The following is a 24,109-nucleotide window of genomic DNA, read 5'->3' on the forward strand; positions in this document are numbered from 1 at the left end:
TGGCCGCCCGGCTGCGGGACGAGGTCGCGGACCTCAAGAAGGAGCTCCGGGGCATGGACGCGGCCGGCATCAAATAGCCGCGTTTCGTCCTCTGGTTGCGATCCTTGCGTGTGCAAGTACCGCATTCAGAGGACGAAACGCGTGAGGGGGTCAGAGGCGACGGCGCTCCAGCATGGTCAGGTCGGCATCGAAGTCCGGGAACCCGGCGGGCACCGAACGCGTGCTGACGCCCGGCGAGACCGGAGGCAGACCGGCCCACCGCCGCACGGTGTTCGTCGCTTCGGCGGCCTGGGCCGCGGGAAGCTGCGAGATCCGGGCGCCGTGGTTCCCGCCCGGCACCGTGTAGCTGTAGGAGTCCTTCGTGCCGAAGCCGAGCCTGAACGGCTCCGCACTCCACGGGTCGTTCCCGCCGTAGACGAACATCAGCCGCTTCCCCTGAGACTTCACCCAGAAGTCGATGTCCGGCATCGCCAGGTGGTCGAACCGCGGGATGTCGACCGATTCCGGCACGAACGTCCGCGACACGTTGGAGCCCGGGTAGCGCAGTAGATCCCGCAGATATCCTTCGTAGGATTCGGGGGCGCCGAGCTGGTAGGCCGCCTGGAAGTAGTACGGGACGTAGACCTCGAGGTTCTGGTCGGAGTAGGTGTTCAGGCTTTCGACGCGTTCGAACCAGGCGTAGATCTCCGCCGCCGGAGCACCCGCCTTCGGGATCGTCGCGCAGTCGGACTGCCTCTGGTACTGCCAGAAGGCGAAGTACGAGTCGATCACGGAGATCTCCAGTGACACGTCCGCCGAGCCGACGGTCTTGAACGTGTAGCCGTTCTTGGCCGCGTCGGCGGCGGCGAGCGCCGCGAACTCGGGACGCCGGGTCAGCACGTCACGCTGGATCGCCTTCAGCGCCGACCGGCAGGCCGGATCGTCGCCGACGTTCGCCAGGAACCGGTTGTAGCGGTCGTGCGCGTTGATGACGTCGTTGGGCGCGACGTACGGGATCGTCGCGTCGACGTCGTCCGGGAAAAACCTACGGAAGTAGGTCGCCGTCATGCCGCCCTTGCTGCCGCCGGTCGCGAGCCACTTGCCCGGATAGATCCGCTTGAACGCCTCGACCGCGCGGTGCTGATCGGCGGCCGCCTGCCAGATCGTCAGCTGCTTGCCCCAGTCCGGACGGTCCGGCCGGGAGGGAGTGAAGAACCGGTACTCCATGGACAGCTGGTTGCCGTCGACGATCTGTGTCGGCTCCGAGCGATTGGGCGCTTGCGAGACGTTGTACCCGCTCGTGTACACCACGGTCGGCGACCGGAATTCCTTGTGCAGCAACGTGAACCGCTGCTGGAAGGTGCCGCGGTCCGGCCTGCGGTGGTCGACCGGCTGGGTGTAGCTGAGTTTGAAGAACCGGTACCCGGTCGGCGCCGGATTCTCCGAGACGACGGTCAGCCCGGGTATCCGCCCGAGCGCGTCCTCGATGTCTCCGGGTGCCGCCTGCGCCGCCGGGGTCAGCCCGGCCAGTGCGAGAACGGTGATCGCCAGAACCGGCCACGCGGCCGTGAGCTTCCGCATCCATGCCCTCCCCATCGGGACCTGTTGAGCGGTCGGATACTCACAGAGTCCCCGCCGGTGGGCAATCGCCTATCCGGTCGAGCCCGAAGATCAGGCCCGGCCGCTGAGCACCCGGTCGACGTAGGCCTTGATGGCCGCGAGGGCTTCGGGGGAGCTCCACAGATCGAGGACGTGGGCGTCGTCGCCGGTGCGGTGTTCGGCGATGCGCTCGTGGAACGGCCGGTGCAGCTGCGCCTTCGTGTGCGCGTACGCGGCCGCCGGGATCTCGGCGAGCTTCCTGGCCACCTCCACCGCCCGCTCGACGACGTTCCCGGGCGCGGTCACCTCGTTCACCAGGCCGAGCCGGAGCGCGTCCGCGGGCAGATGGGTCTCGCCGAGGAACGCGAGTTCGGCGAGGACGTCGGCGCCGAACCCGGACCGCAGGATCTCCAGCGCCGCCAACGGGAACGGCACGCCGACGAGCAGCTCGGTGATCCCGATCCGGCCGGGGCCGTCGGCGAGGACGCGGCGGTCGCAGGCGGCGGCGAGCACCGCCCCGCCGGCGATCGCGTGCCCGTTGACGGCCGCGATCACCGGGCCGGGGAAACCGAAGACCGAGAGGAACGCGTCCGACAGCGCCGGCAGGAAGTCCTCGAGATAGTCCGCGCCGCCGTCGTGAACACGCCGCAGGTCGACACCCGCCGAGAAGATGCCGCCGGTCCCGGTCAGCACGACACCGCGATGGCCGCCGAGCTGGACGTCTTCGAGCCGGACGACCAGTTCCTGGCAGAACTCGGTGTCGAGGGTGTTCGCCTTGCCGTGCTGAAGGGTGACGACGGCGATCCCGCCTTCGTCGTCCACACGGATCGAGGAGGTGGCCATGGCCTCGACCGTACCCGAGCCCGCGAGGATCTACAGTGGACCGCTGATCGCGCTTTCGGGTTGCCGCAGCCGGGCCGCGGCGTGGAGTTGTCCACTCACCCAGCCAGATCAGCGGTCCGCCTCCGCGAACCCGAGCCTCCGGCCGAAACTTAGCCGGAGAACCTCAGCCGGGGAGCCACCGCTCAGTCCCGGAGGCGCACGGTGACCGTCGGGCTGAAGGACCGCTTGCGGTTCCAGCCGGTTTCGGCGCCGATGCTGAGCTGGATGGCGCGGTCGGCGGGCGCCCAGTAGCCGGTGCGCACGAAGTAGGCGTCCATCGAACACAGCCTGGAACAGGACTTGCGGTTGCAGATCGTTTCCCAGCCCCACTGCCTGCCGCTCTCCTCGACGCCGTTGCGCCGGACGAAAAGATGCGGATTGCCGATTTCGCGGCAGTAGGCGCTGCCCTCGGAGATGTAGAGGACCCCGTCGATCTTGTAGAACCGATTGTTGTCGAGAAGCGTTACCTGGCCCGAGACGGCGAATCCGACCCGGCCGCCCTTGCCTGCGGTCATGGTCCAATCAAGAGAGAATTCTTGGACCGGGGTCTCGACTGACTGGGTCATGGTGACATCCCCGCTTTCCGCTCGCGTCGGCACCTTTCCACTGAAGATAAGGATTTCCCGGAGGTCTCCGAAGATGAATTCGAGGTTTTCACCCAATGAGTCGATGATCCGAAAATCAATGTTCTCATGCGCATGAAACACCGATTACCGGCGCTAATGGGTGAAGGTCGCCACGGCCAGTGAAAACCGGGGCCCACCAGGGAAGAGGATTTCGTCTTCCCAGTGGACCCCGGTGATTTTCCGGTACGGAAACGCTCTCAGCTGGTGATGTCCTTCGTCGCGAACCGGCGGCCCGCCAGAAGGAAGAACACCGTGCCGTACAACGCCGCGGACAGCATGCCGTTGGCCATGTTCGTCCAGTCGATGTCGGTCGAGATCAGGTCCATCCACGAGAAGGCGAAATGCGTCGGAAGGTAGTCGCGCAGCCCTTCCAGCGCGGTGATCTGGTCGAGGATCTGCGAGACGATCGCGACGATCACCGCCCCGCCGACGGCGCCCAGCGGGGCATCGGTGGCGACCGAGAGCAGCATCGCCAGACCGGCCACCCACGCCAGCTGCAGGATGATGTAGATCGTCGCGAGCCCCATGGCTATGAGACTGTCGCCGAACGACACCGCGTCCCCGGTCGGGCTGATGGCGTCGCCCGCGCCGTACCAGATGACGCCGACCACCAGCGAAACCAGCGGTAACAGGATCAGCGCGACCGCGGACAGGATGCCCGAGACGATCGCCTTCTGCCGCAGCACCCGATGCCGGGGGACCGGCATCGCGAGCAGGTACTTCAGGCTCGACCAGGACGCCTCGCTCGCGATCGTGTCGCCGTAGAACAACGCCACGATCATCGGGAGCAGGAACGTCCCGGAGACGAACAGCGCGAGCACCACGAAGTTCGGCGCGCTCGCGGTGGCCAGGTCGACGAAGCCGCCGCTGCGGCGGTTCGGGTTGGCCTGCCCGATCTCGAACGCGATCACCAGGATGAACGGCAGCAGCGCGGCGAACCCCAGCATCAGCTGGGTCCGCCGCCGTTTGAGCTGCCGCTTCAGTTCGACGCCGAGCCGCAGTGTCCGGTCGGCGCGGTACCCCGCCACCGCCCCGTCGGGGCCGACCTCGGTCGGTTCGTGCGACGCGACCTCGGTCAGCTCCAGCAGGGCCGCCGGATCGGTGTGCACGCCGTGATCCGCCCGGGTCGCCGGGCCGGAACCATTGGTCTTACTCACCCTTCGAGTCCTCTCCGACCAGCTGCAGGAACGCGTCTTCCAGACGGCGCCGCGGCCCGGCCTGCTCGACCGCGACCCCGGCCCGCACCAGGACGGCGACCGCCTCGGCGCGCGCGAGACCGTCGAGATCCGCGTGGACCAGTTCGCCGTCGACATCGACGCCGGAAACGCCGCCGACCTTCCGCAGCGCTTCGGCCGCTTCGGCGGGCTTGTCGACGCGGAACGTCGCCTCGCCGCTGGACGCGGCCAGTTCGCCGACCTCACCCGAGGCGACCAGCATGCCGCGGTGCATCACGACCACGTGCGTACAGGTCTGCTCGACCTCGGCCAGCAGGTGGCTCGAGACCACCACGGTGCGCCCGGTCGCCGCGTAGCGCTGGAGCACCTCACGCATCTGGTGGATCTGTGGCGGGTCGAGCCCGTTGGTCGGTTCGTCGAGCACCATCAGCTCCGGCAGGCCGAGCATCGCCTGCGCGATCGCGAGCCGTTGCCGCATGCCCTGGCTGTAGGTGCGGACCCGCCGGTTCACCGCGTCGCCGAGCCCCGCGATCTCCAGTGCCTCGGCGAAATGCGCCTTGTCCCTCGGGCGGCCCGTGCTCGCCCAGTACAGCTCCAGATTCTCCTTGCCGGACAGATGCGGCAGGAAGCCGGAACCCTCCACAAAGGACCCGATCCGGGACAGCACCGGCGCGCCGGGCGCGATCAGGTGGCCGAATACGCGGATGGTGCCCGCGGTCGGCGTGATGAGCCCCATCAGCATGCGCAGGGTCGTCGTCTTGCCCGCGCCGTTCGGCCCGAGCAGGCCGAGCACCTGGCCGGGTTCGACGCGGAACGACAGATCCTTCACCGCGACGAACCCGCCCGCGTAGGCCTTGCGCAGACCTTCGATCACGAGCGGCGTCCTCGCCAGGCTCTCGTCGACGTCGTGGGCACGGCGGCGGCGGAACGCGGCGATCACGGTGATCGCGATCCCCGCGAGCAGCGTTCCGGCGATCCCGAGCAACTGCGCGGTGGGCGCGCCCGCGCCGACCGAGTTGCCGGGAACGACCGGCACACCGAGCCGTCCGCCGTCCGCCAGCCCGATGCGGAACACGGCGGGCTCGACCGGCGTCGCGAACGCCTGGTCCGTCGTGCCGACGACCAGCCGAAGCGTGTGCCCGGCCTCCAAGGGCCGCACGATGCCCGGCAGGGTCACCGTCACCTCGACCGGGCTGCCGTCGGCAGGAAGGCCCGAGACGCGGAAGGGCGCGACGGCGTTGGCCGGAAGTGTCCGGACACCTTCCGAGTTGACGTCGTAGAGCTTCGCGAACAGGACGGCTTCCTTCTGGGGAGCCGCGGCGGACGGATCGGCCGAGACCTGCAGCCGGACTGTCGACGAACCGGCCGCGATCGTCTGCGCGTCGAGCGGCGGTGTCGCGAACTGCGCGGCCTGCCCCGGCGGGTCCAGGCTGAACAGGCCGGAAAGCCGGGACGAACCCGCAACCGCTCCGTTCAAGCCGGGGATCCCGCTCACCGCGGCGGGATTGCCGCCGGCGGGCCGCACGACCGGCTGGGCCGGGCCCGCCAGGGTGAACTGCCGCCGCTCGGTGGCGTCCCCGGTCGCTCCCGGGTACGCCGGTGCGGTGACCGTCCGGACCGAGGGGGCGCCGTTGGCCCGCAGCGTGCCCTGGATGTCGTAGCTGAACCCGGTACCGGCATCGGTGCCCTGCCCGGTGAGGGAGAACTTGAGGAAGTCGGCGATCTGCGCGCGCAGTTTCTGCCCGGGCTTCCCGCCGTCGTGGCCGCCGGTGTACCAGATCGTGCGGACCTTGCCACCCGCCGCGGTGATCTGCCGGGCGGTCGCGTCGGACTGGTCCAACCCGAACAGCGTGTCACTTTCGCCCTGTACCAGCAGGGTCGGCACGGTGATCTTGTCCGTCACGGACGCGGGGGACACCCGGCGGAGCAGGTCGACGGTCTTCTGGCTCGCCTTCCCCGTGGTGGCGAGCTCGGTGTAGGCCTGGCAGACCTCGGCGGTGAACCGTCCACAAGGGTCGGCCGGGCCGGACGGTGGCCGCTGCCCGTTCTGGCCGCCGAGCGGCAGCGACTGCGCCGCGGCCCCCGCCGCGCCCGTGCCCTGTGCCGCACCGGATTCGCTCGTCTCGTCACCGGCTTCGGGCGCGTCGTTGGCGGGGGAGCCGCTCTGCGCCGCGCCGGAACCGGCGGAGAAGAAGATGCCCGCCCACGACTTCTTGAAGACGCCGTCCGCGGTGAACGCGCCGGCGGCCGGGGTCGTGGCGTTCGGCGCGGCCGGAGCGGCGGCGTTCGGGAAGAGGCCTTGCGCGAGATCGTTGTAGGTGATCACCGGCGCGATCGCGTCGACCCGCTTGTCGGTCCCGGCGAGCAGCAGGGAAAGCGCGCCGCCGTACGAAGCGCCGGACACGGCCACCTTCGGGTCGCCGTTCTCGCTGAGGACCTCGGGCCGGGCGGCCAGACCGTCGATCAGCTTCTTGGCGTCGGCGACCTCCCGGTCGGGGTCGTTCAGCGCGATCTTCCCGGTGCTGCGGCCGAAACCGCGCGCGGACCAGGTCAGCACGACGAAACCCTTGTCGGCGAGTTCGCGGGCTTCGGTGGCGACACTGTTCTTGTCACCGCCGAAACCGTGGGCGAGCAGGACGGCCGGAGCCGGGGTCTGTTCGGGCAGATACGTGGTCGTGTCGATCTTCACGACCTCGGACGAGCCCGGGGTTTCGGGCAGGTCGAGGGTCGCGTCCTGGGTTCTGACCGCGGACGGGGCGGGTTCGCCGTTCGTCCACACGACGGCCGCGGCGGCCAGGACCACCACGACCGCGGCGAGCGCGGTGAGTTTCGCGCCTCGCGTGCGAGGGAGCGGGATTCGGGGCACGGAATGACCGTATTTCACTGAAGCTGAGAACCGCTTCCCCGGCACACACGGACCACACAAGCGTGCCGTTAAGCCGCCACCGGAACGGGTACTCAAGGAGCGAGAAGAGGTGGGTGTGACGGGAGTTACGCCATCATCTTGGTGACAAGGGCAACCTTAACTGGCGTCATGCGTACAGACAGGTCAGACTGGACCAGCTGTGAGGGGAGTATTCCTTCGCGGCGGTGTCGTCAGCACGGTGGTCTTCGCAGGCCCCCGGCACCGTCGGCCGGTTTCGCACCGGCGGAAGAGACCTCCGGTTAGTTGCTGCTGTGCACTTTCCGGAGGGTTGGTTACATGTCTGTTCCCCTGTGGCTATGGATCGCCACGGTCGGCGGTCTGCTCGCGCTGATCGCACTCGACCTGGTCATCGTCGATCGCAAGCCGCATGAGGTCACCACCGGCGAAGCCGCCAGGTGGGTCATCTTCTACATCGCCGTGGCCGTCGCGTTCGGCGTCGGCGTCTGGGTGTTCGCCGGACATGACCCGGGGGTCCAGTTCTTCACCGGGTATATCACCGAGTACTCGCTGAGCGTCGACAACCTGTTCATCTTCATGATCATCATGACGTCGTTCAAGGTGCCCGCGATCCACCAGCACCGGGTGCTGCTGATCGGCATCCTGCTCGCGCTCGCCATGCGAAGCGTGTTCATCGCCGTGGGCGCCGCGCTGATCGCGCAGTTCGTCTGGGTCTTCTTCCTCTTCGGCGCCGTCCTCATCTGGACCGCGATCAGCATGGTCCGCAACAAGGACGAAGAAGAGGAATACGAGGAGAACGCGCTCACCCGCTGGGTGCGCAAGCTCTTCCCCGTCACCGACGAGTGGCACGGCCACAAGTCCTTCGTGAAGAAGGACGGCAAGCGCTGGATCACCCCGATGTTCCTGGTGATCGTCGCGATCGGCAGCGCGGACCTGCTGTTCGCGGTCGACTCGATCCCCGCGATCTTCGGTATCACGCAGGAGGCCTTCCTGGTCTTCACCGCCAACGCGTTCGCGCTGATGGGCCTGCGCCAGCTGTACTTCCTGCTCGGTGGCCTGGTCACCAAGCTGGTGTACCTGTCCTACGGTCTCGCGGTGATCCTCGCCTTCATCGGCGCCAAGCTGTTCCTGCACGCGCTGCACGAGTACCACGTCGTCCCGGACTGGCTGGACATCAACAACTGGGTCTCCCTGGGCGTCATCGTCGTGGTCCTGACCGTGACGACGGTGGCCAGCCTCGCGAAGGCGAAGAAGCTGGAAGCCGCTGAGCAGGAGTCTTCAATCAGTAGTTAGAGCTGCTAAGGATCGGGTACCGTCGGGGCCGTGCGTCCCGTTGACATCGAAGCCCTGACGGTCCCCGGCATCCTCGCGCTGCACGGCGACCTGCTGCTCACCGCGGTGAGCAGGCCTGATCTGAAGACGAACAGCTACCGCGGAGCCCTGCGCAGAGTCGATCCGGGTGGCGGCGGAGAACGGGCCTGGACCCACGGGACCAAGGACTCCGCCCCCGCCATCTCGCCGGACGGCCGATGGGTCGCGTTCCTCCGGGCGGGAGAGGGCTCCGGGCGTGCGGCCAAGCCGCAGGTGCACGTGATGCCCGCGGCCGGTGGCGACGCGAAGCGGATCACCGGCCTGCCCCTCGGCGCGGGTGCCCCGGTCTGGGCACCCGATTCCCGCCGGATCGCCTTCGTCGCCCGTGTGCCCGAGCCGGGCCGCTACGGCAGCGAGAACGCGGACGGCGAAACGCCGGAGCCGGGCGAAGAAGCGCCGCGGCACATCACGAACCTCTTCTACCGCGTCGACGACGTGGATTTCCTCAACGACCGTCCACAGCGTCTGTTCATCGTGGACGCCGTCGCCGCGTTGGACGAGGAGCCGCCTGCCGAGCTCACGCCGCTGACCGACGACCGGGCCGACGTCGACCATCCCTCGTGGACGGTCGACGGCGAGCAGGTCCTGTTCACCGGCCCGCGTGACTGGGCCGCTGAGGACACCGTCCGTACGGATGTCTACGCCGTGCCCGCGGGCGGTGGCGAACCCCGGCTTCTGGTCCGGACCATGGGCACAGCGGACCGGCCGGTCGTCGCCCCTGACGGCTCGATCCTGTTCTACGGCAACGAATTCCCCGGTCTGGAGGACGTCGCCCGCAACACCGGGCTCTGGCGGGCGCCGTGGCCCTCCGGTGACGAGCCCTCGTCCCCGCGCCGGCTGACCGACGTCGAAACGGTGGATTGCGACAACGCCGCGGGGCCTCCGGTCGTCGTCGGCGACGAGGTCCTCGTCGTGGTCAGCACCCGAGGTGCCGCCGAGCTACGTGCCGTTCCGCTCGACGCCGAACTGGCCGAGCTGAAGTCTCTGCGCCACCTGGCGGGTGAGCGCACCGCGGTGAAGTCGTTCGCCGTCGACGGCGAACGGATCGTCGCGGTGATCGGGACTCCCGAGAGCTCCGGCGACGTCGTTCTGCTTTCGGACGGTGAACCGCGCGTGCTCACCGACTACTCGAAGGCTTTGCGGGACAACGGGATCCTGCCGCTGGAGGAACTGAACGCGACCGCCCCGGACGGCTACCCGGTCCACGGCTGGGTCGTCCGGCCCGAAGGGGACGGGCCGCATCCCGTGGTCCTGATGGTCCACGGTGGACCGTTCGCGGCGTACGAATGGAAGGTCTTCGACGAGGCGCAGGTGCTCGCCGCCGCGGGCTACGCCGTCGTTCTCGGCAACCCGCGCGGTTCCGCCGGCTACGGCGAAAGCCACGGCCGGAGCATCGTCCACGGCCTCGGCACCGTGGACGCGGACGATCTGCTGGCACTGCTGGACGAAGCGCTCAAGCTGCCGAATCTGGACGGTGACCGGGTCGGCGTGATGGGCGGCTCGTACGGCGGCTTCATGACCAGCTGGCTCGCCGCGCACCACGGCGGCCGGTTCCGCGCCGCGTGGAGCGAGCGCGCGGTCAACGCCTGGGACTCGTTCGTCGGCAGTTCCGACATCGGCTGGTTCTTCGCCGGGGGCTACGCCGGCGACGACATCGAAGAGCAGCGCAAGCGCAGCCCGCTGACTTACGCGGGGAAGATCGACATCCCGTTCATGGTCGCGCACTCCGAGCAGGACTGGCGTTGCCCGCTGGAGCAGGCGCAGCGGATGTACGTGGCACTGCGGCAGAACGGCGTCGCGGCCGAATTCCTGCTGTTCCCCGGCGAGGGACACGAACTCACGCGTTCCGGGCTGCCGCGGCATCGGGTGCAGCGGTTCGACGCCGTGCTGGAGTGGTGGGGCCGTCACCTCTGATCTTCGGTCCCTGGACTGCAATGAAGGGGCCTTTCATAGCAAATTTTGCTATGAAAGGCCCCTTCATTGCACGAGAGGTCAGCTGAGAAGCGTGTAGTTCAGCTCTTCGCACACCCGGCCGAGCGGCACGTCGAGCCCCGGATGGTCCAGCGGGAGCAGCACGTCCGGCGCGACCGGCAGCGAATCCCCGGCGGGCGGGTCCCACAGCGCGAGCGCGGGGCCGCCGGAGTCCATGGACGACCGGTACCAGACGCCGTCGAGGTCACCGAAGGCGGCGCGGATGGCGCGGGCCCAAGCCTGGGTGATCTTCTTCGGGCCGCTGGAGATCTCCTGCGAGGCGCCGACCCTGGTCGGCCACAGGCCGGCGAGGTCCAGCAGCCGCAACGTGCGGGTCGGCCGGACGACGACCAGACGCGGGCCACGGGACTTGCGGTCGACCGTCGACGTGGTCTGGAAGACCTCCGCGATGCTGGTGCGCACGGTGAGACCGAAGTACAGGACGCCGTTCCCGGGGTCGGTGACCGGACGGCCGCCACGACCAGGGGTCTGCGGGTCGAACCGGCCGTGCGGGAGCGGGCCGGTGTAGCGGAACGAATTCCACTGCTGGGGGTGGTTGCCGTGCGCGGTGAAGATCCTGACCAGCCTGGTGCCGGGGTGCACCGTCACCACGTCGTTGGTGCGGTGCAGCTCCTTGACCAGGACAGAGCGTGCGGGCGGCAGGGGGAGCCGGGCCATACCTCGGGAGTCGTCCGTCCTTGTCGGGTGATCTTGCTCGGTGGGGTCAGCCTACGGCCTACCCCCGACTGAAATTTTCCGTCGTCGGGCAAGGATCTCAGAACGGCGAGCCGAGTGTGGCCACCAGTCTCGCGACGTGCTCGGGGTCGCCGCCGGAGAGGAGCCATTGGCGCGGGGTGGCGGGGTGTTCGTTGATCACCAGATCGGCCTGCGGAGTGCTCATGAACGCGGCGACGACGAGCGCGGGCTGGTCTTCGGGGACGGCGCGCAGCACGACCTCCAGGCCGGGCAGCACCCCCGAACCGGCGAACTGCCAGGCGGGCAGTCGCCAGCCCTGGTCCTTCCAGCCGGTGAGCCTGCCCTCCTTCAGGCGGTGCCGGATCCTGCTGTCGTCCACGCCCAGTGCCTTCGCCGCTTCCAGCACGCTCAGCGCGGAATCGGCGAGTACGGCGTGCGCGGCGACCGTGCGGGCGCGGAAGTCCGGCTCGTCCTCGCCCCGGGGGGAGAGGTCCAGGCCGACGTCGGTGAGCGCGGCCCGCTGGTCCGCCGAGAAATAGTGCGACGGATCGGGGTTCGGTGGAGTCAGTCTCCGCGCCGCGTCCTCGACGAGGTTCAGGAACTCGTTGGCGTCGACCTTCAGGCCCGCCTTGGCGAGAACGTTCTCGAGCGCTATGGACATAGCGCCTAGGGTAACGCGTCTGTGCGGGTTCGTGCGGTCTCATCTCGGTTTCGTGGGGGAATTCACCAGAGATGAACACAGAGTGCACGGAATCAAACACGCGCAGTAGGCAATGTCGCCATAGTCTGCCCGGATCGGGCGAGCTTGTCCAGGAGTTCGGCTTGACAGGTGGTAAACGGGAACTTACCTTCCGAAAGGTAAACGATTTCTTCCCACCGCTTCGGAGAACCCGGCTGGTGTGGGCCGGCTTGGGGGGAACAAGGGGGTGGGGCGTTCCTGGGCGGCCGGTGCGAACCGGTCGCCCAGGCACGTCGTGCACCTGGGATCTCCGGGCGTCAGTCGCGCCGTGAACTCCGGCGCACGATCAGTTTCGCCTGCAGCGTGGTCGTGGTGGCCTTGCGCGTGCTGTCGCCGATCCGGGCGAGCAGCAGCTCGGCGGCGACCCTGCCCACCTCGTTCGCGGGCTGGGCGACCACCGTCAGCGGCGGGTCGATCAGCGTCGTCCACGGCGCGTCGTCGAACGACACGATCCCCACGTCCTGTCCCGATCGCAGACCGCGTGCGGCCAGTGCTTCCAGGACGCCGATCGTCATCGTGCTGTTGCCGACCAGCAGCGCGTCCGGCGGCTCGGGCTCGTCGAGCAGGCTGAGCGCGGCGAGCCTGCCGCCCTCGGCGCGGAACTCGGCCCGCCGGGTGAGCGCGTTCTCCTCTCCGACGGCATCGGTGTAACCGGCCAGCCGGTCTTCGGCCGTGCGCACCCCAGGCGGCCCGCTGACGCAGGCGACCCGCCGGTATCCACCATCGAGCAGGTGCCGGGTGGCGTCGCGGGCGGCGAGCCGGGTGTCGACCAGCACCTGGTCGCCGGTGTTCTTCAGCAGTGGCCGGTCGACGGCGACCACGGGAGTGCCGCGTTCGGTCAGCCGGTCGACGTTGGTGGCCCGGCCGGTGGGGGAGAGCACCACGCCGGCGACCCGCTCCTGGAGGGCGACGTCTATATAGCGCCGCTCCTTCTCCTCGTTGTCGTCGGCGTTGCACAGCACCACCGAATAGCCCGCCGTCTGCGCGATGTCCTCGACGCCGCGGGCGATCGCGGTGAAGAACGGGTTCTCCACGTCGGAGATGATGAGCGCGAGTACCGCGGTCTCCTGACGGCGCAGATTCCTCGCGAGCCCGTTCGGGTGATATCCCAATTCGGCCGCGGCGGCCTGCACCCGTGCCGCGAGCACCGGGTCCACAGTGGACTTCCCGTTGAGCGTTCTCGACACGGTCGCCGTCGAAACCCCGGCCTTCGCCGCCACGTCGTTGATGGTGGCCACCGTGACCTCCCCTTCCGCAGGTGTGTTGACACCCTCGCACGGGAAGAATAGCTTGACCGACAATCGTTACCATCCGCTGATCGCGCTACTCGCGCGGAGGAGTTCGGAGGCGTCGTGCGGGAACCGGGCCTGGTGCTCGGCATCGACATCGGCACCTCCAGTTCCAAAGCCGTCCTCGTCGATTCCCGGGGCACCGTGGTGGCGCGGGCAGCTCGACCGCACGAAACATCCCGCCCGCATCCCGGCTGGTTCGAGCACGACGCGGAAACCGTTTGGTGGCAGGACTTCGTGGCGCTGGTGAGGGAACTTTCGGCGGGCGCCGGGGATCATCCCATCATCGGAGTGTCGGTCAGCGGGATCGGGCCGGTGTTGTTGCCGGCCGACGCTTCCGGGAAGCCCTTGCGCCCGGCGATCCTTTACGGTGTCGACACCCGCGCCTATGACGAAATCCGGGAATTGAACCGCGAATTCGGCGAAGAATCCATTGTGGAACGCGGCGGGAGCGCACTCGGCTCACAGGCCGTCGGGCCGAAATGGCGCTGGCTGGCCAAAAACGAGCCGGACGTATTCGAGCGGGCGAAGCTCTTCTTGATGGCGAGTTCGTTCCTCGTGCTGCGCTTGACCGGTGAATACGTCCTCGACCATCATTCGGCGAGCCAATGCGATCCGATGTACGACCTGCGCGAGGCTCGTTGGGCGGCGGACCGGGCCGCCGCGATCGCCCCCGGCGTCGAGCTGCCGAGGCTCGCGTGGCCGACCGAGGTCGCCGGTTCGGTCACCGCCGAGGCAGCCGCGGAAACCGGCCTGCCGCAAGGGATCCCGGTCACAGCGGGGACGGTGGACGCCTGGGCCGAGGCGACCAGCGTCGGGGTCACCGCGCCCGGGGACACCATGCTCATGTACGGCACCACGATGTTCCTGATCCAGATGCTCGCCGATCCCCGCCCCGGGCAGGGGCTGTGGACGACGCGTGGTGCCTTCCCCGGCAGCTACTCGCTCGCCGCGGGGATGGCCACCTCCGGCGCGATCACCGATTGGCTGCGGGATCTCGTCGGCGGCGAGTTCGGGGAACTGGCCGCGGCGGCGGCCGGGGTCCCCGCCGGCAGCCGCGGTCTGCTGATGCTGCCGTACTTCGCGGGAGAACGGACACCTGTGCCGGACCCGGACGCGAGGGGGGTCATCGCCGGGCTCACCACGTCCCACGATCGTGCCGATCTGTACCGCGCGGCCCTGGAAGCCGCCGCGTACGGCGTTCGGCACAACCTCGAAGCCATGCGAGAGGCCGGTGGGGGCACCGGCCGGTTCGTCGCCGTCGGTGGCGGGACACAGGGCGGGGTGTGGACGCGGATCGTCAGCGACGTCGCGCGGATCGACCAGGAGATCCCCGCGGAAACCATCGGTGCCGCGTTCGGAGACGCCGTTCTCGCCTCGGTCGCGCTGGGCTGGGAACCGGATATCGAAGCCTGGAACCCCGTCGCCGAGATCGTCCGCCCCGGCGCGGACGCCGAGGTCTACGACGAGTTCTACCCGCGTTACCGTGACCTGTACCGGTCCACTGTGGACATCGCTCACTTCCTGGCACGGAAGAACTCACTCGCTTTCAGCCCGGAGAGCTCCCGGCAGTCCCGGCTCAGGTGAGCCTGATCGGCGTACCCTGCCGAAAACGCCAGCGAGGCGAGATCCGGCGCCGTTCCCGCGAGGCAGATGGCGCGCTGGAACCGGGTGACCCGCAGGTACGTGGCGGGGCCGTAGCCGACCGCGAGGGTGAACCGCCTCCGCAACTGCCGCTCGCCGGTGGTGAACCTCTCCAGCGCGGCCGAGACCCGGGGCGCACCGCTGTCCAGTCTGGCGATGAGCTCCGAAATCTCCCGGTCGGCTCGTCCGGTTCCGCGCCGCACGGCGACGGCGGTCAGCGAAGCGGCACCTGAGAGCACCCGCTCGGCCAGTAGTTCGCCTTCCCTGCCCCACATGTCGCCGAGGGGGACACGCTGATCGCGTAGCTCGTCGGCACCCAGGCCCAGGATGTCACCCGCTCTGCCGGGGGCGAACCGCACGCCCTTTGCCCGTTCGCCGGTCTCCCAGGTCCAGGCCGCGGTGTCCGGCCCGGCGACGAAGACCTCGCCGCCGCTCTCCACCAGGTCCACGCAGCCGTCGGGCACGATCCGCTTCGGTGCCGTGCCCGTGTCCTCCCACAGGCAGCGCACCATGCCTGCCAGCTCGCCGGGCGCCGTCGTCTCCCGATACACGGTTGCCATGATGCCCCTGACCTACGACAGAATCAGGCCGTGTCCGAAGCAGAGATCGATTCACTGGCCTGGATCCACGTCCGCGACCGCCGTCTGCTGTCGGTGCGGACCAAGGGCAAGGCCAAGTTCTACCTTCCCGGGGGCAAACGTGAGCCGGGCGAGGGCGACGTCGCCGGACTGTGCCGGGAGATCAAGGAGGAGCTCGGCATCGAGCTCGACCCGCAGAGCTTTCGCTTCTTCGCGGTGCTGAACGAGCAGGCCGACGGTTTCGCGGACGGCCGACGCGTCCGCATGACCTGTTACACCGCCGGCCATCGCGGAGAGCCCGCGCCGGGCCGCGAGATCGCGGAGTCCGCCTGGCTGTCGTCGGCCGACGCGCATCTCTGCCCGCCGGCGGGGCGGCGGATGCTCGGGCTGCTCGCCGAGGCGGGTCTCGTCGATTAGGCCGAGATCACTCAAAGTGAGCTGTTCGGCTCACTGTGCTTACGCCGATCTCCTCATAACCAGGGATTCTCCACTCAGTGGGACACCCAAAAGGGTGAATATCGGGTTTCTTCCCGATAACGGCTAACGCGGAGTCACCTTCGTGCGAGAAGTAGACGACGCGCTCGACGGAAGCGCGCTCGGACGAGAGAAGACCTCTCCATGGGTGTTCCCACCGCGACCCCTCCGGCATCGGCGCCGGTGCAGGGTGCCCCCGGCAGGCTGAAGCCGCTGGGGACCGTCGTGGTCGTGCTGGGTGTGATGGCCGTCGCCGTCACCCTGACCAGCTACGTGCTTCCGAAGGCGTCGAGGCCTGTGCAGAGCCCGCCCGTGCCACAGGTCGAACAGGCCGTGGCTGCCGTGCGCACCGTGATCCACTCCGTCGTCTACGAGCTTTCCGGCGCGGAGGGCGCCCAGAACGTCACCTACGTTGCGCAGGGTTCGGAACTCATGCAGAAGACCGAAGTGACGGCGCCGTGGAGCACCACCTTCGAGCGCAGGAGCGAGGAAGGCCGCGACGAGTTCTACAGCCTGTCCGCGCAGGGGTCGGGCAGCGGCGCGCTGCGGTGCCGGATTGTCGTCGACGGCGTGGTCGTCAGCGACCGCACCGCCCCCGCCGCGGGCGCGCCGGTCACCTGTACCTCCTGACCCTGCGGCAGGATCATCCGCGTGACGGATGGTGCGATCGCGTTCGGCCCGGTGCTCGCCGTGGTCCTGGCCGTGCTCGCGATCTTCGGCGCGGCGGTGGTGCAGTTCGGGCGGTTGGGGCAGGGCAAGGCGGTGCTGTTCGCGGCCGGACGCGCCGTCGTGCAACTCGCCGCCGTGTCGCTGGTCATCGTCGGAATCCTGAAATCAGGCTGGCTGACCGGCGGTTTCGTCCTGCTGATGTTCACGATCGCGGCGGTCACCTCCGCACGCCGGATCGGCGTGGCGAAGGATCTGGCGTGGGTCGCGCTCGCCATCGCCTCCGGCGTGGTGCCGGTGCTGACCCTGGTGCTCGCGACCGGGGTGGTCCCGTGGCGGCCCATCGCGATCGTGCCGATCGCCGGCATCGTCATCGGTGGCGCGATGTCCGCGACCTCTCAGGCGGCCAGGCGGGCCCTCGGCGAACTCGTGTCACGGCACGGCGAGTACGAAGCCGCGTTGGCGCTGGGATTCCTGCGCCGCCCGGCCGCGCTGGAGATCTGCCGCCCCTCGGCGGGACACGCGCTGATCCCCGCCCTCGACCAGACCCGGACGGTCGGCCTGGTGACCTTGCCCGGCGCCTACGTCGGTGTCCTCCTCGGTGGCGCCGGGCCGGTGCAGGCCGGGGTGACCCAGGTGCTCGTGCTCATCGGGTTGCTGGCCGCCGAAGCGGTCGCGGTCCTGGTCGTCGTGCACCTGGTCGCGGCGGGCCGGATCAGCCGAAAGGCGACTGAAGATGCGACGTGTCGTTGAACCGCCGCACCATCCAGTCTTCGCCCGACACCACCAGATGCGAGATCGAACCGTTGTCCGCGCCCAGGAACGCGAACCGGTTCTTCGCGCCGCTCGCCTGCGCGAAGACCTCTCCGATGACGCCGCCATGGGTGAACACGGCGATCCTCCGGTCCGGGTTGGCCGCCGCGAGCCTGCCGATGGCCGCCCTGATCCGGCCGCCGAACGACTCCATCGTCTCCGCGCCGGGAATCACGTCCCAGCGCTGTTCACGCCACAGCTGCTCGACGATCGGGTGACCTTCGTAGGTGTAACGCCGGAAAAGCCCGTTCTCCCAGTCGCCGAGGTGGATCTCCCTCAGCTCCGGCTCGACCTCCGGCGTGAGCCCGAGCTTCGCCGCCAAGGGCGCCGCGGTCTGCGGCGTCCGGCGCAGTGTCGTCACGTACAGCGCGGAGATCCGCTCGTCCGCGAGACGGCGCCCCACCCGCTCGGCGTGGTCCCTGCCCTCCGGCGCGAGATCCGGATCGGCCTGCCCGTCGACGAGGTCGAACGGCGCGCTGCCCTTCGCGGGCGCCGATTCACCGTGGCGGACAAGGAAGATCTCGGTCGCGCCCGGCGGAGGTGAGAACCGGTGCTGGTGGTATTCGACTTCCTGCTCAGGGGTGCTCATGCTTCGGACGATACCCAGGTCGTGTCCGGTGAGTCTTGTCCGCGGTCTTCGCGCCCAGGTGGTCCCTGACGGCACGGGCGGATGCGGCCGAATACGACCCGGTACGAGGCCGATCCGCCCGCACCGCCAGGAACCACTTTGATCACTAAGCCCATCGGACAAGACTCACAGGACACGACCTCTAGCCCAGCTGTTTGTCCACGAAACACCAGCGCCAGGTCTCGCCGGGTTCGTGGCTGCGCATCACCGGATGCAGGGTGTCGTGGAAGTGCTCGGTCGCGTGCTTGCCCGGTGAGGAGTCGCAACAGGCGACGTTCCCGCATTTGACGCATTCGCGCAGGTGCACCCAGGTCATCCCGTTCTCGACGCAGACGGCGCACAAGTCCGGGGCGCTGGGTTCGATCGCGGGCCACTCCTTGGTCAGATGTTTGCACGATCCCGCCGTCGCGGCGGGGGTGCGCAGTTCCCGATCGGAGTCCGGCACGGTCTCCTCCTCCCTGTCCAGCATGGATTCCTCGATGTCGAGGCGTTCGAGGATCCGGCGCAGGACGTCATCATCGGCCATCCCGGAGTCGCGCGCCTCCAGGAACTTCTCCCGTTCGACTTCGAGCAGCCGCAGCCGCAGGCGGCGGTACGCGTCGCTCGGCGTTTCGGTCAGCGCGCTCTGCCTGCCCAGTTCCTCCCACGCCGAGTCCGAGCGGTGCTGGAGCCGGCTGCGCAGGCGTTCGACGATGTCGTCCGGGTCCTCGGGAGTCCGGATCTTCTCCAGTTCTTCGAGCGCGGCCCTGGTCATGTCGTGGAGCACGGCCGCCTCCTGGAGCGCGTCCTCGGCCGGGTCGGGCGGCGGCAGTTTCAGGCGGCGCACCAGCACCGGCAGCGTCGTCCCGTGCAGCAGCAGCGTTCCCGCCACCACGACGAACGCGACCAGGACCAGCACGGCCCGCTGCGGGGTGTCCGCGGGCAGCACGAACGCGGCCGCGAGCGTGACGACACCGCGCATGCCCGCCCACGCGATCACGGCCGAGTACCGCCACGGCCAGGCGTGCCGGCGGAATACCCGCCGCGCCAGGCCGATACCCGCCATCCAGACGATCCGGGTGACGATGGTCGCGGCCAGGGTGGCGGCGCAGATCAGCACCAGTTCCAGCGCGGTCAGCCCGCTGTCGCCGACCTCGGTCATGATCCGGCGGACCTGGAGCCCGATCAGCAGGAAGACGATGTTCTCCAGCAGGAACTGGATGGTCTGCCAGTTCAGCCTGCTGGCCAGCCGGGAGCGGCCCGAAAGCATGCTCGGCGCCTTGTGCCCGAGGATCAGCCCCGCGACGACAACGGCGATCACGCCGGAACCGTGGATCGCTTCGGCGGCCAGATAGGCGACGAACGGGACCACCAGCGAAAGCGCGGTGTCGGTGACCGGGTCTTCGAGGCGGGTGCGGATCAGCGCGGCGAGCGCGCCGACGGCGAACCCGATCACCAGCCCGCCGCCCGCGGCCAGCAGGAAGTCGCCACCGACCTGCAGCAGGCTCACCGAGCCCGCGATGGCCGCGATGGCGGTCCGCAACGCGACCAGCGCGGCCGCGTCGTTGAACAGGCTTTCGCCCTCCAGCAGCCTGGTCAGCTTGCGCGGCATCCCGACCTTGCGGGCGACGGCGGTGGCCGCGACCGCGTCGGGCGGCGCGACCACCGCGCCGATCGCGAGCCCGGCGGCCAGCGGCAGACCGGGGATCACCAGCCACGCCACGACCCCGACCGCGACCGTGGTGAAGATGACGAGCCCCACCGACAACAGCAGGATCGGCCCGCGGTTGCGGCGGAAATCGATGAGCGACGTGCGGATCGCGGTGGCGTACAGCAACGGGGGAAGCAGCCCCAGCAGCACGACCTCCGGGTCCAGCTCGTATTCCGGGACGCCCGGCACGTACGAGGCCGCGACCCCGACGGCGATCAGGCACAGGGGTGCCGACCAGTCGAGTTTCCGCGCCGCGGCGGTGACCAGGAGGACGGCCACCACCAGTGCCACTAGTTCTACCGCGATCTCCACGCCGCTCATCATCACCCGGGAGCGTCAGAGCGCGCGCACCGAGGCCGGGCTACCGCTCCTCGAACCGCACCAGATTGCCCGCCGGGTCGCGGAAAGAGCAGTCGAAGGCGCCGTAGGACTGCTTCATCGGTTCTTGGACGACGTCCGCTCCCGCCGCCTGGATCCGGTCGAAGGTGGCGATCAGGTCCGGGGTGGACAGCACGATGATCCCGTGGACGCCCTTGGCCATCAGTTCGGCGATCGTGGCGCGTTCCTCGTCGGTGATCTCCGGATCGGCGGCGGGCGGGTGGAGCACGAGCGACGTCTCCGGCTGCCCCGGCGGGCCGACCGTGGCCTGGCGCGGGCCTTGGGCACGCACCTCGAAGCCCAGGATGTCGCGATAGAAGGAAAGTGAAGCCTCGAGATCGTCTGCCGGGAGGAAGGACGCCTGAATCGAGAGGGTCATACGACTCAAGGTAGGTCGGCGCGTGGAGGCGTCGCTTCTCGATTCCTGATCGGTCGCATGACCTGTTTGACGACGCAGCCGGGCATGCCCCGGCCGTCCTCCGCCGCCTGTTTGCGGTACGCGCTCGGCGAGATGCCGACCAGTTCGGAGAACCGCGTGCTGAACGTGCCCAGCGACGAGAAACCGACGTCGAAGCAGACCTCGGTGACCGACATGTCCCCGCGCCGCAGCAGCATCATGGCCCGCTCGATCCGGCGGGTCATCAGGTAGCTGTACGGCGATTCGCCGTACGCGGCGCGGAACTCGCGGCTGAGGTGCCCGGCGGAGACGTGCACGCCGCGGGCCAGCGCCTCGACGTCCAAGGGCTGCGCGTAGTCGCGATCGATCCGGTCGCGGACACGGCGCAGCATCGCCAGGTCCCGCAGGCGCGGGTCGGGTTTGCCGGTCACCCGGAAAGCGTAACCCACGCCCCGACGGGAGAGGCCCCCTCGCCGGGTGGCGAAGGGGCCTCGGGCGACTCCCGGTCTAGAGGGTGATCTTGTCGATGTTGGGACCGCCGTTCGCCGTGGTGGCGACCGCCTTGATCTTGTTCGTACCCGCCGCCAGTGTCACCTTGACGGTTCTGGTCGTCCAGTTCGGCCAGGCCCCGGTGCCGCCGAAGCCGACACCGGAAGCGCTGATCGAGCCGTTGACCGAGAAGTCCAGCGGCCGGTTCGCTGTCGTCCCGTTCGCGTAGCGGACGACCACGTCGTAGGTGCCCGCGGACGGCACGTTCACCGTCCACTCGACCGAGCTGCCCGCGACGTTGTCGTAGTTGACGAAGCCGGTGCCGGTGAACCCGGCGTGGTTCGACTCCACCGCGCCCCGGTCGATCGTGGCGTCCTCGGCCTGGTAGTCGACCGGGGTGCTGGGGCCGGAGCCGTCGGCGGGAACGGTCTGCGTGCCGGTGTTCCAGCCCGAGACGCGGACCGAAGGCTTGGAGCCCTTGAGATCGGCGGTGCGGTACTTCGCGGTCAGCGTGGTCGTTTCACCCGGCCACAGGCTGACCGCGTTGTCGTTCCACTCCACCGGAAGTACCGGCTTGCCCGCGGCGTCCACGACCTTCGAGTCGACGTAGAACGCCGGGAGCTTGCCGCCCGAGGTGTTCTTCAGCGTCACGGTGGTCGTGGTGGTGCCGTCGGCGCCGGCGACCGACTTCGCCGTCGCGCTGACCGCGGACTGCCCGAGGTTCTTCAGGCCGGACAGGTCGGCGTAACCCGACTGAGGCGTGTAGTACCAGTCGCTGCCGCCCCAGTTCAGCGTGTCGGCCTTGGTGGAGAGCCAGTACACGTTCCGGCTGACCTCCTTGCCGGACGAGTCGGTGAGCACCAGCTTCGCCAGGTACGTCGTCGACAGTCCGCTCACCGCCGGGACGGTGACCGCGGTGGCCTTGGCGCCCAGCGCGCCGACCGACAGCCCGGTCTTGGTGTTGCTGTACTTCTCCGTGCCGTCGAGGTTGTACAGCTTCGTTGTCGCCGTCAGCCCGCTCGCCGCGTTCGACGTCTGGTTGATCACCACGACCGACCGATTGTCGTGCGAGTACTGGATGTGCAGCGGCTCGTTGGCCTTCTTCGCCCCGTAGTAGGCGCCGTTCTGGTCCATGTAGGCGTCGAACAGCTGCCAGTGCAGCGAGGTCCACGGACTGTTGAGCATCCAGTAGATCAACCCGGTCGACGGGTTGGTCGAATCGGTGTAGTTGCGCGAGTGCGATTCGAACTCCGCGCGGACGTTCTCGTACTGCGCGAGCTGCGCCTTCCGTACGAAGTCGGTCAGATCCGCCGGCGCGCCGTAGCGCTTGGTGAGCGCGTTGGCGAACAGCTTCAGGTTCGCGAACGTCGTCGACGAAGAACGGTGGTACTGGGGTGCCGACGGGTCCTTCCACATCGTTTCCAGTTCACTGGCCGACATCATCCGCTTCAACGTGTCCATCGTCGGGATGTCGACGCCCGCGCTGGTCTCGGAGTTGAAACTCCACGCGCCGCCACGGTCCTTCTGCGACTTGTCGTACCAGTAGACGGGCGGGACGTAGTCGTACGGGCCGTTCATCTTCATGCCGGAAGCGCCCGTGATCGGGGACGGCCTCTTCGACGCAGACGGGATCACCGGGAGGGCGAAGTCGGCGGCCTTCATCGCGTCGAGGTAGCCCTGCTCGATCCGCCGGTCCGGCGCGAAGTCGCTGCCGATGTGGAAGGAGATGACGCTCGGGTGGTCACGCAGGCGCTCGGCCTCGGAGAACATCGACGCCTTGGCGATCGGGTAGTCCGACTCGACCCACGGCTCGCCCTTCTCCTCGCCGTTGACGTGCCCTTCCCATTTGTCGCAGCATTCCCAGCCGGGCATGGTCAGCACGCCGAGGTCGTCGGCGAGGTCGAAGAACTCGTCCGGCTCGATGTGGCCTTCCAGCCGGACCGTGTTGAGTCCGAGGTTCAGCACGTACTTGAGCTTGTCGGCCGCCGCGGTCTCGTTCCAGCGCAGGAACAGGTCCGGCGTGTAGCCGCCACCCCTGATCAGCAGCGGTTTGCCGTTGACGCTGTACTGCCGCCCGCCGCTGGAGTTCAGCGGCGCCTTGACGTCGCGGACACCGAACTTCGACTTGGAGGTGTCCGACGGCGTTCCGCCGACACTCGCGGTCAGGTCGAGTTCGTACCGGTGCTGGCCGCCCATCCCGGCGGGCCACCAGAGGTCGGGTTTGTCGAGGCCGACCACGCCGAAGGTGACCGTCTTGCGTTCCTTGGCGGCCAGCGAGACCGTCTGGGTGATCGGCTTGCCCGCGACGGTGCCGGCGACGGTGGCCTGCACCGCGTTCGCCGAGTCGTTGCGGACGTCGGCCTTCACCGTCAGGTCGGCGCGGTCCAGCGAGGAGTTCAGTTTCTGGACGACGTGGGCGCTGCGCAGCGCGACCGGGCCGCTGCGGCGGACGAGGACGTCGCGCACGATGCCCATGTTCTGGTCCGGCGGGGTCTGCGCCCAGTCGATCCAGCCCATCGAGAGGTCGTTGTCGGGGTCGTTGGGGTAGACCTTGAACGCGACGCTGTTGACGCCCTGGCGCACGTGCGCGGTGATGTCGAGGTCGTGGCGGGTGTAGGCGCCGTTGACCTGGTCCTTCGTCGCGATCCTGGTGCCGTTGACCCAGACGTCGGCCTTGGAGAGCACGCCGCTGAAGTCGAGGTACGTGCGCTTCGAGGTGTCGTCGACGTTCAGATCCGTGCGGTACCACCACGGCACCGAGAACTGCGCGGTCGGGACGTTCTTCATGTTCGTCGAGTAGAACGGGTCGGCGTACTTGCCGTTCTGCAGCAATCCGGCGTAGACCGTCGAGCGCGACGACACCGGGTACCAGCCGGCGGTGGGGAAGCCCGGCTTCGACACCGCCGAGTCGTCGCTGACCTGTGCCGAAGACTGGATCACGTAGCCGGGGATCGGGGTGGCGTTGCCCGCGGCGGCGCCGACGGACAGGGGGACGGCCACTTCCGCTCCGGTGGCGGCGGGGGCGGTGGTCACCCCGCAGACCGCGGCGGCCAGCGCGGTGACGGTCATGGCCAGTAACGGGATCCGGGTTCTCTTCTGCCGAAAACTCACGAGCGCGCCTCCTCGGGCACACGGCGGACC

20 protein-coding genes and 1 pseudogene are annotated in these 24,109 nt (G+C 68.8%); 7 read left to right on the plus strand and 14 right to left on the minus strand.

Going from position 1 to position 24,109, the window contains the following annotated elements:
- Window positions 1-77 (plus strand): annotated as a pseudogene (locus AC0685_RS34475) (helicase-related protein); the annotation flags it as partial.
- Between the two features lie 73 nt (window positions 78-150).
- On the opposite strand, the gene AC0685_RS34480 reads toward AC0685_RS34475, so the two are convergent.
- The 5 genes from AC0685_RS34480 to AC0685_RS34500 form a co-directional block, all read right to left on the minus strand.
- Window positions 151-1,560 (minus strand): S28 family serine protease, encoded by a 1,410-nt coding sequence (locus AC0685_RS34480; protein ID WP_478229325.1) that lies wholly within the window; start codon window positions 1,558-1,560, stop codon window positions 151-153.
- Between the two features lie 90 nt (window positions 1,561-1,650).
- A complete protein-coding gene (locus tag AC0685_RS34485) occupies window positions 1,651-2,421 on the minus strand; it encodes an enoyl-CoA hydratase/isomerase family protein (RefSeq protein WP_478229326.1) in 771 nt (256 codons plus the stop codon).
- A 182-nt stretch (window positions 2,422-2,603) separates the two neighbouring features.
- On the minus strand, window positions 2,604-3,026 hold the full coding sequence (locus tag AC0685_RS34490) for a hypothetical protein (RefSeq protein WP_478229327.1): 423 nt from the start codon (window positions 3,024-3,026) through the stop codon (window positions 2,604-2,606).
- Window positions 3,027-3,283: 257 nt separating this feature from the next.
- Window positions 3,284-4,243: an ABC transporter permease gene (locus tag AC0685_RS34495; RefSeq protein WP_478229328.1), complete on the minus strand. Its 960-nt coding sequence runs from the start codon at window positions 4,241-4,243 to the stop codon at window positions 3,284-3,286.
- A complete protein-coding gene (locus AC0685_RS34500) occupies window positions 4,236-7,127 on the minus strand; it encodes an alpha/beta fold hydrolase (protein WP_478229329.1) in 2,892 nt (963 codons plus the stop codon). The genes AC0685_RS34495 and AC0685_RS34500 overlap by 8 nt, the downstream gene beginning before the upstream one ends.
- 336 nt (window positions 7,128-7,463) lie before the next feature.
- On the opposite strand from AC0685_RS34500, the gene AC0685_RS34505 reads away from it, so the two are divergent.
- On the plus strand, window positions 7,464-8,438 hold the full coding sequence (locus AC0685_RS34505) for a TerC family protein (RefSeq protein WP_478229330.1): 975 nt from the start codon (window positions 7,464-7,466) through the stop codon (window positions 8,436-8,438).
- A 30-nt stretch (window positions 8,439-8,468) separates the two neighbouring features.
- Entirely contained in the window at window positions 8,469-10,430 is a 1,962-nt protein-coding gene (locus AC0685_RS34510; RefSeq protein WP_478229331.1) for a S9 family peptidase, read from the plus strand.
- 78 nt (window positions 10,431-10,508) lie between these two features.
- Here the strand turns inward: AC0685_RS34510 and AC0685_RS34515 are convergent, their stop codons facing one another.
- From AC0685_RS34515 to AC0685_RS34525, 3 genes are all read right to left on the minus strand, one after another.
- The gene (locus AC0685_RS34515; RefSeq protein WP_478229332.1) at window positions 10,509-11,165 is read right to left on the minus strand and encodes an RES family NAD+ phosphorylase; all 657 of its coding nucleotides are present in this window, start codon (window positions 11,163-11,165) and stop codon (window positions 10,509-10,511) included.
- A gap of 97 nt (window positions 11,166-11,262) precedes the next feature.
- A complete protein-coding gene (locus AC0685_RS34520; protein WP_340688302.1) occupies window positions 11,263-11,844 on the minus strand; it encodes a DNA-binding protein in 582 nt (193 codons plus the stop codon).
- 335 nt (window positions 11,845-12,179) lie between these two features.
- Window positions 12,180-13,160, minus strand: coding sequence for a LacI family DNA-binding transcriptional regulator (locus tag AC0685_RS34525; protein ID WP_125682291.1), 981 nt, complete (start codon window positions 13,158-13,160; stop codon window positions 12,180-12,182).
- A gap of 114 nt (window positions 13,161-13,274) precedes the next feature.
- On the opposite strand from AC0685_RS34525, the gene AC0685_RS34530 reads away from it, so the two are divergent.
- Window positions 13,275-14,798 carry an FGGY-family carbohydrate kinase gene (locus AC0685_RS34530; protein ID WP_478229333.1) on the plus strand — a complete coding sequence of 508 codons (1,524 nt, stop codon included), beginning with the start codon at window positions 13,275-13,277 and terminating at the stop codon, window positions 14,796-14,798.
- On the opposite strand, the gene AC0685_RS34535 is transcribed toward AC0685_RS34530, so the two are convergent.
- The gene (locus AC0685_RS34535) at window positions 14,729-15,415 is read right to left on the minus strand and encodes a helix-turn-helix domain-containing protein (protein ID WP_478229334.1); all 687 of its coding nucleotides are present in this window, start codon (window positions 15,413-15,415) and stop codon (window positions 14,729-14,731) included. The two genes, AC0685_RS34530 and AC0685_RS34535, sit on opposite strands and share 70 nt — an antisense overlap.
- Before the next feature lie 30 nt (window positions 15,416-15,445).
- Between AC0685_RS34535 and AC0685_RS34540 the strand changes: the two genes are divergently transcribed.
- From AC0685_RS34540 to AC0685_RS34550, 3 genes are all read left to right on the plus strand, one after another.
- Window positions 15,446-15,850, plus strand: a complete 405-nt coding sequence (locus tag AC0685_RS34540) for an NUDIX hydrolase (protein ID WP_478229335.1) — start codon at window positions 15,446-15,448, stop codon at window positions 15,848-15,850.
- Between the two features lie 201 nt (window positions 15,851-16,051).
- Window positions 16,052-16,537, plus strand: coding sequence for an MmpS family transport accessory protein (locus AC0685_RS34545; protein WP_478229336.1), 486 nt, complete (start codon window positions 16,052-16,054; stop codon window positions 16,535-16,537).
- 21 nt (window positions 16,538-16,558) lie between these two features.
- The gene (locus AC0685_RS34550) at window positions 16,559-17,326 is read left to right on the plus strand and encodes an ABC transporter permease (RefSeq protein ID WP_478229337.1); all 768 of its coding nucleotides are present in this window, start codon (window positions 16,559-16,561) and stop codon (window positions 17,324-17,326) included.
- Here AC0685_RS34550 and AC0685_RS34555 read toward each other — a convergent pair.
- From AC0685_RS34555 to AC0685_RS34575, 5 genes are all read right to left on the minus strand, one after another.
- Window positions 17,289-17,975 carry a histidine phosphatase family protein gene (locus tag AC0685_RS34555; protein WP_478229338.1) on the minus strand — a complete coding sequence of 229 codons (687 nt, stop codon included), beginning with the start codon at window positions 17,973-17,975 and terminating at the stop codon, window positions 17,289-17,291. The genes AC0685_RS34550 and AC0685_RS34555 overlap by 38 nt on opposite strands.
- 181 nt (window positions 17,976-18,156) lie before the next feature.
- Window positions 18,157-20,025, minus strand: a complete 1,869-nt coding sequence (locus AC0685_RS34560) for a Na+/H+ antiporter (RefSeq protein WP_478229399.1) — start codon at window positions 20,023-20,025, stop codon at window positions 18,157-18,159.
- 40 nt (window positions 20,026-20,065) lie between these two features.
- Window positions 20,066-20,461, minus strand: a complete 396-nt coding sequence (locus AC0685_RS34565; protein WP_478229339.1) for a VOC family protein — start codon at window positions 20,459-20,461, stop codon at window positions 20,066-20,068.
- Window positions 20,462-20,466: 5 nt separating this feature from the next.
- Complete coding sequence (locus tag AC0685_RS34570) at window positions 20,467-20,871, minus strand: helix-turn-helix transcriptional regulator (protein WP_198941864.1); 405 nt, start codon at window positions 20,869-20,871, stop codon at window positions 20,467-20,469.
- 115 nt (window positions 20,872-20,986) lie between these two features.
- Complete coding sequence (locus AC0685_RS34575; RefSeq protein WP_478229340.1) at window positions 20,987-24,079, minus strand: glycosyl hydrolase 2 galactose-binding domain-containing protein; 3,093 nt, start codon at window positions 24,077-24,079, stop codon at window positions 20,987-20,989.
- Window positions 24,080-24,109: the final 30 nt, after the last annotated feature.

The sequence above is a fragment of the Amycolatopsis sp. NPDC043889 genome, assembly GCF_056435645.1.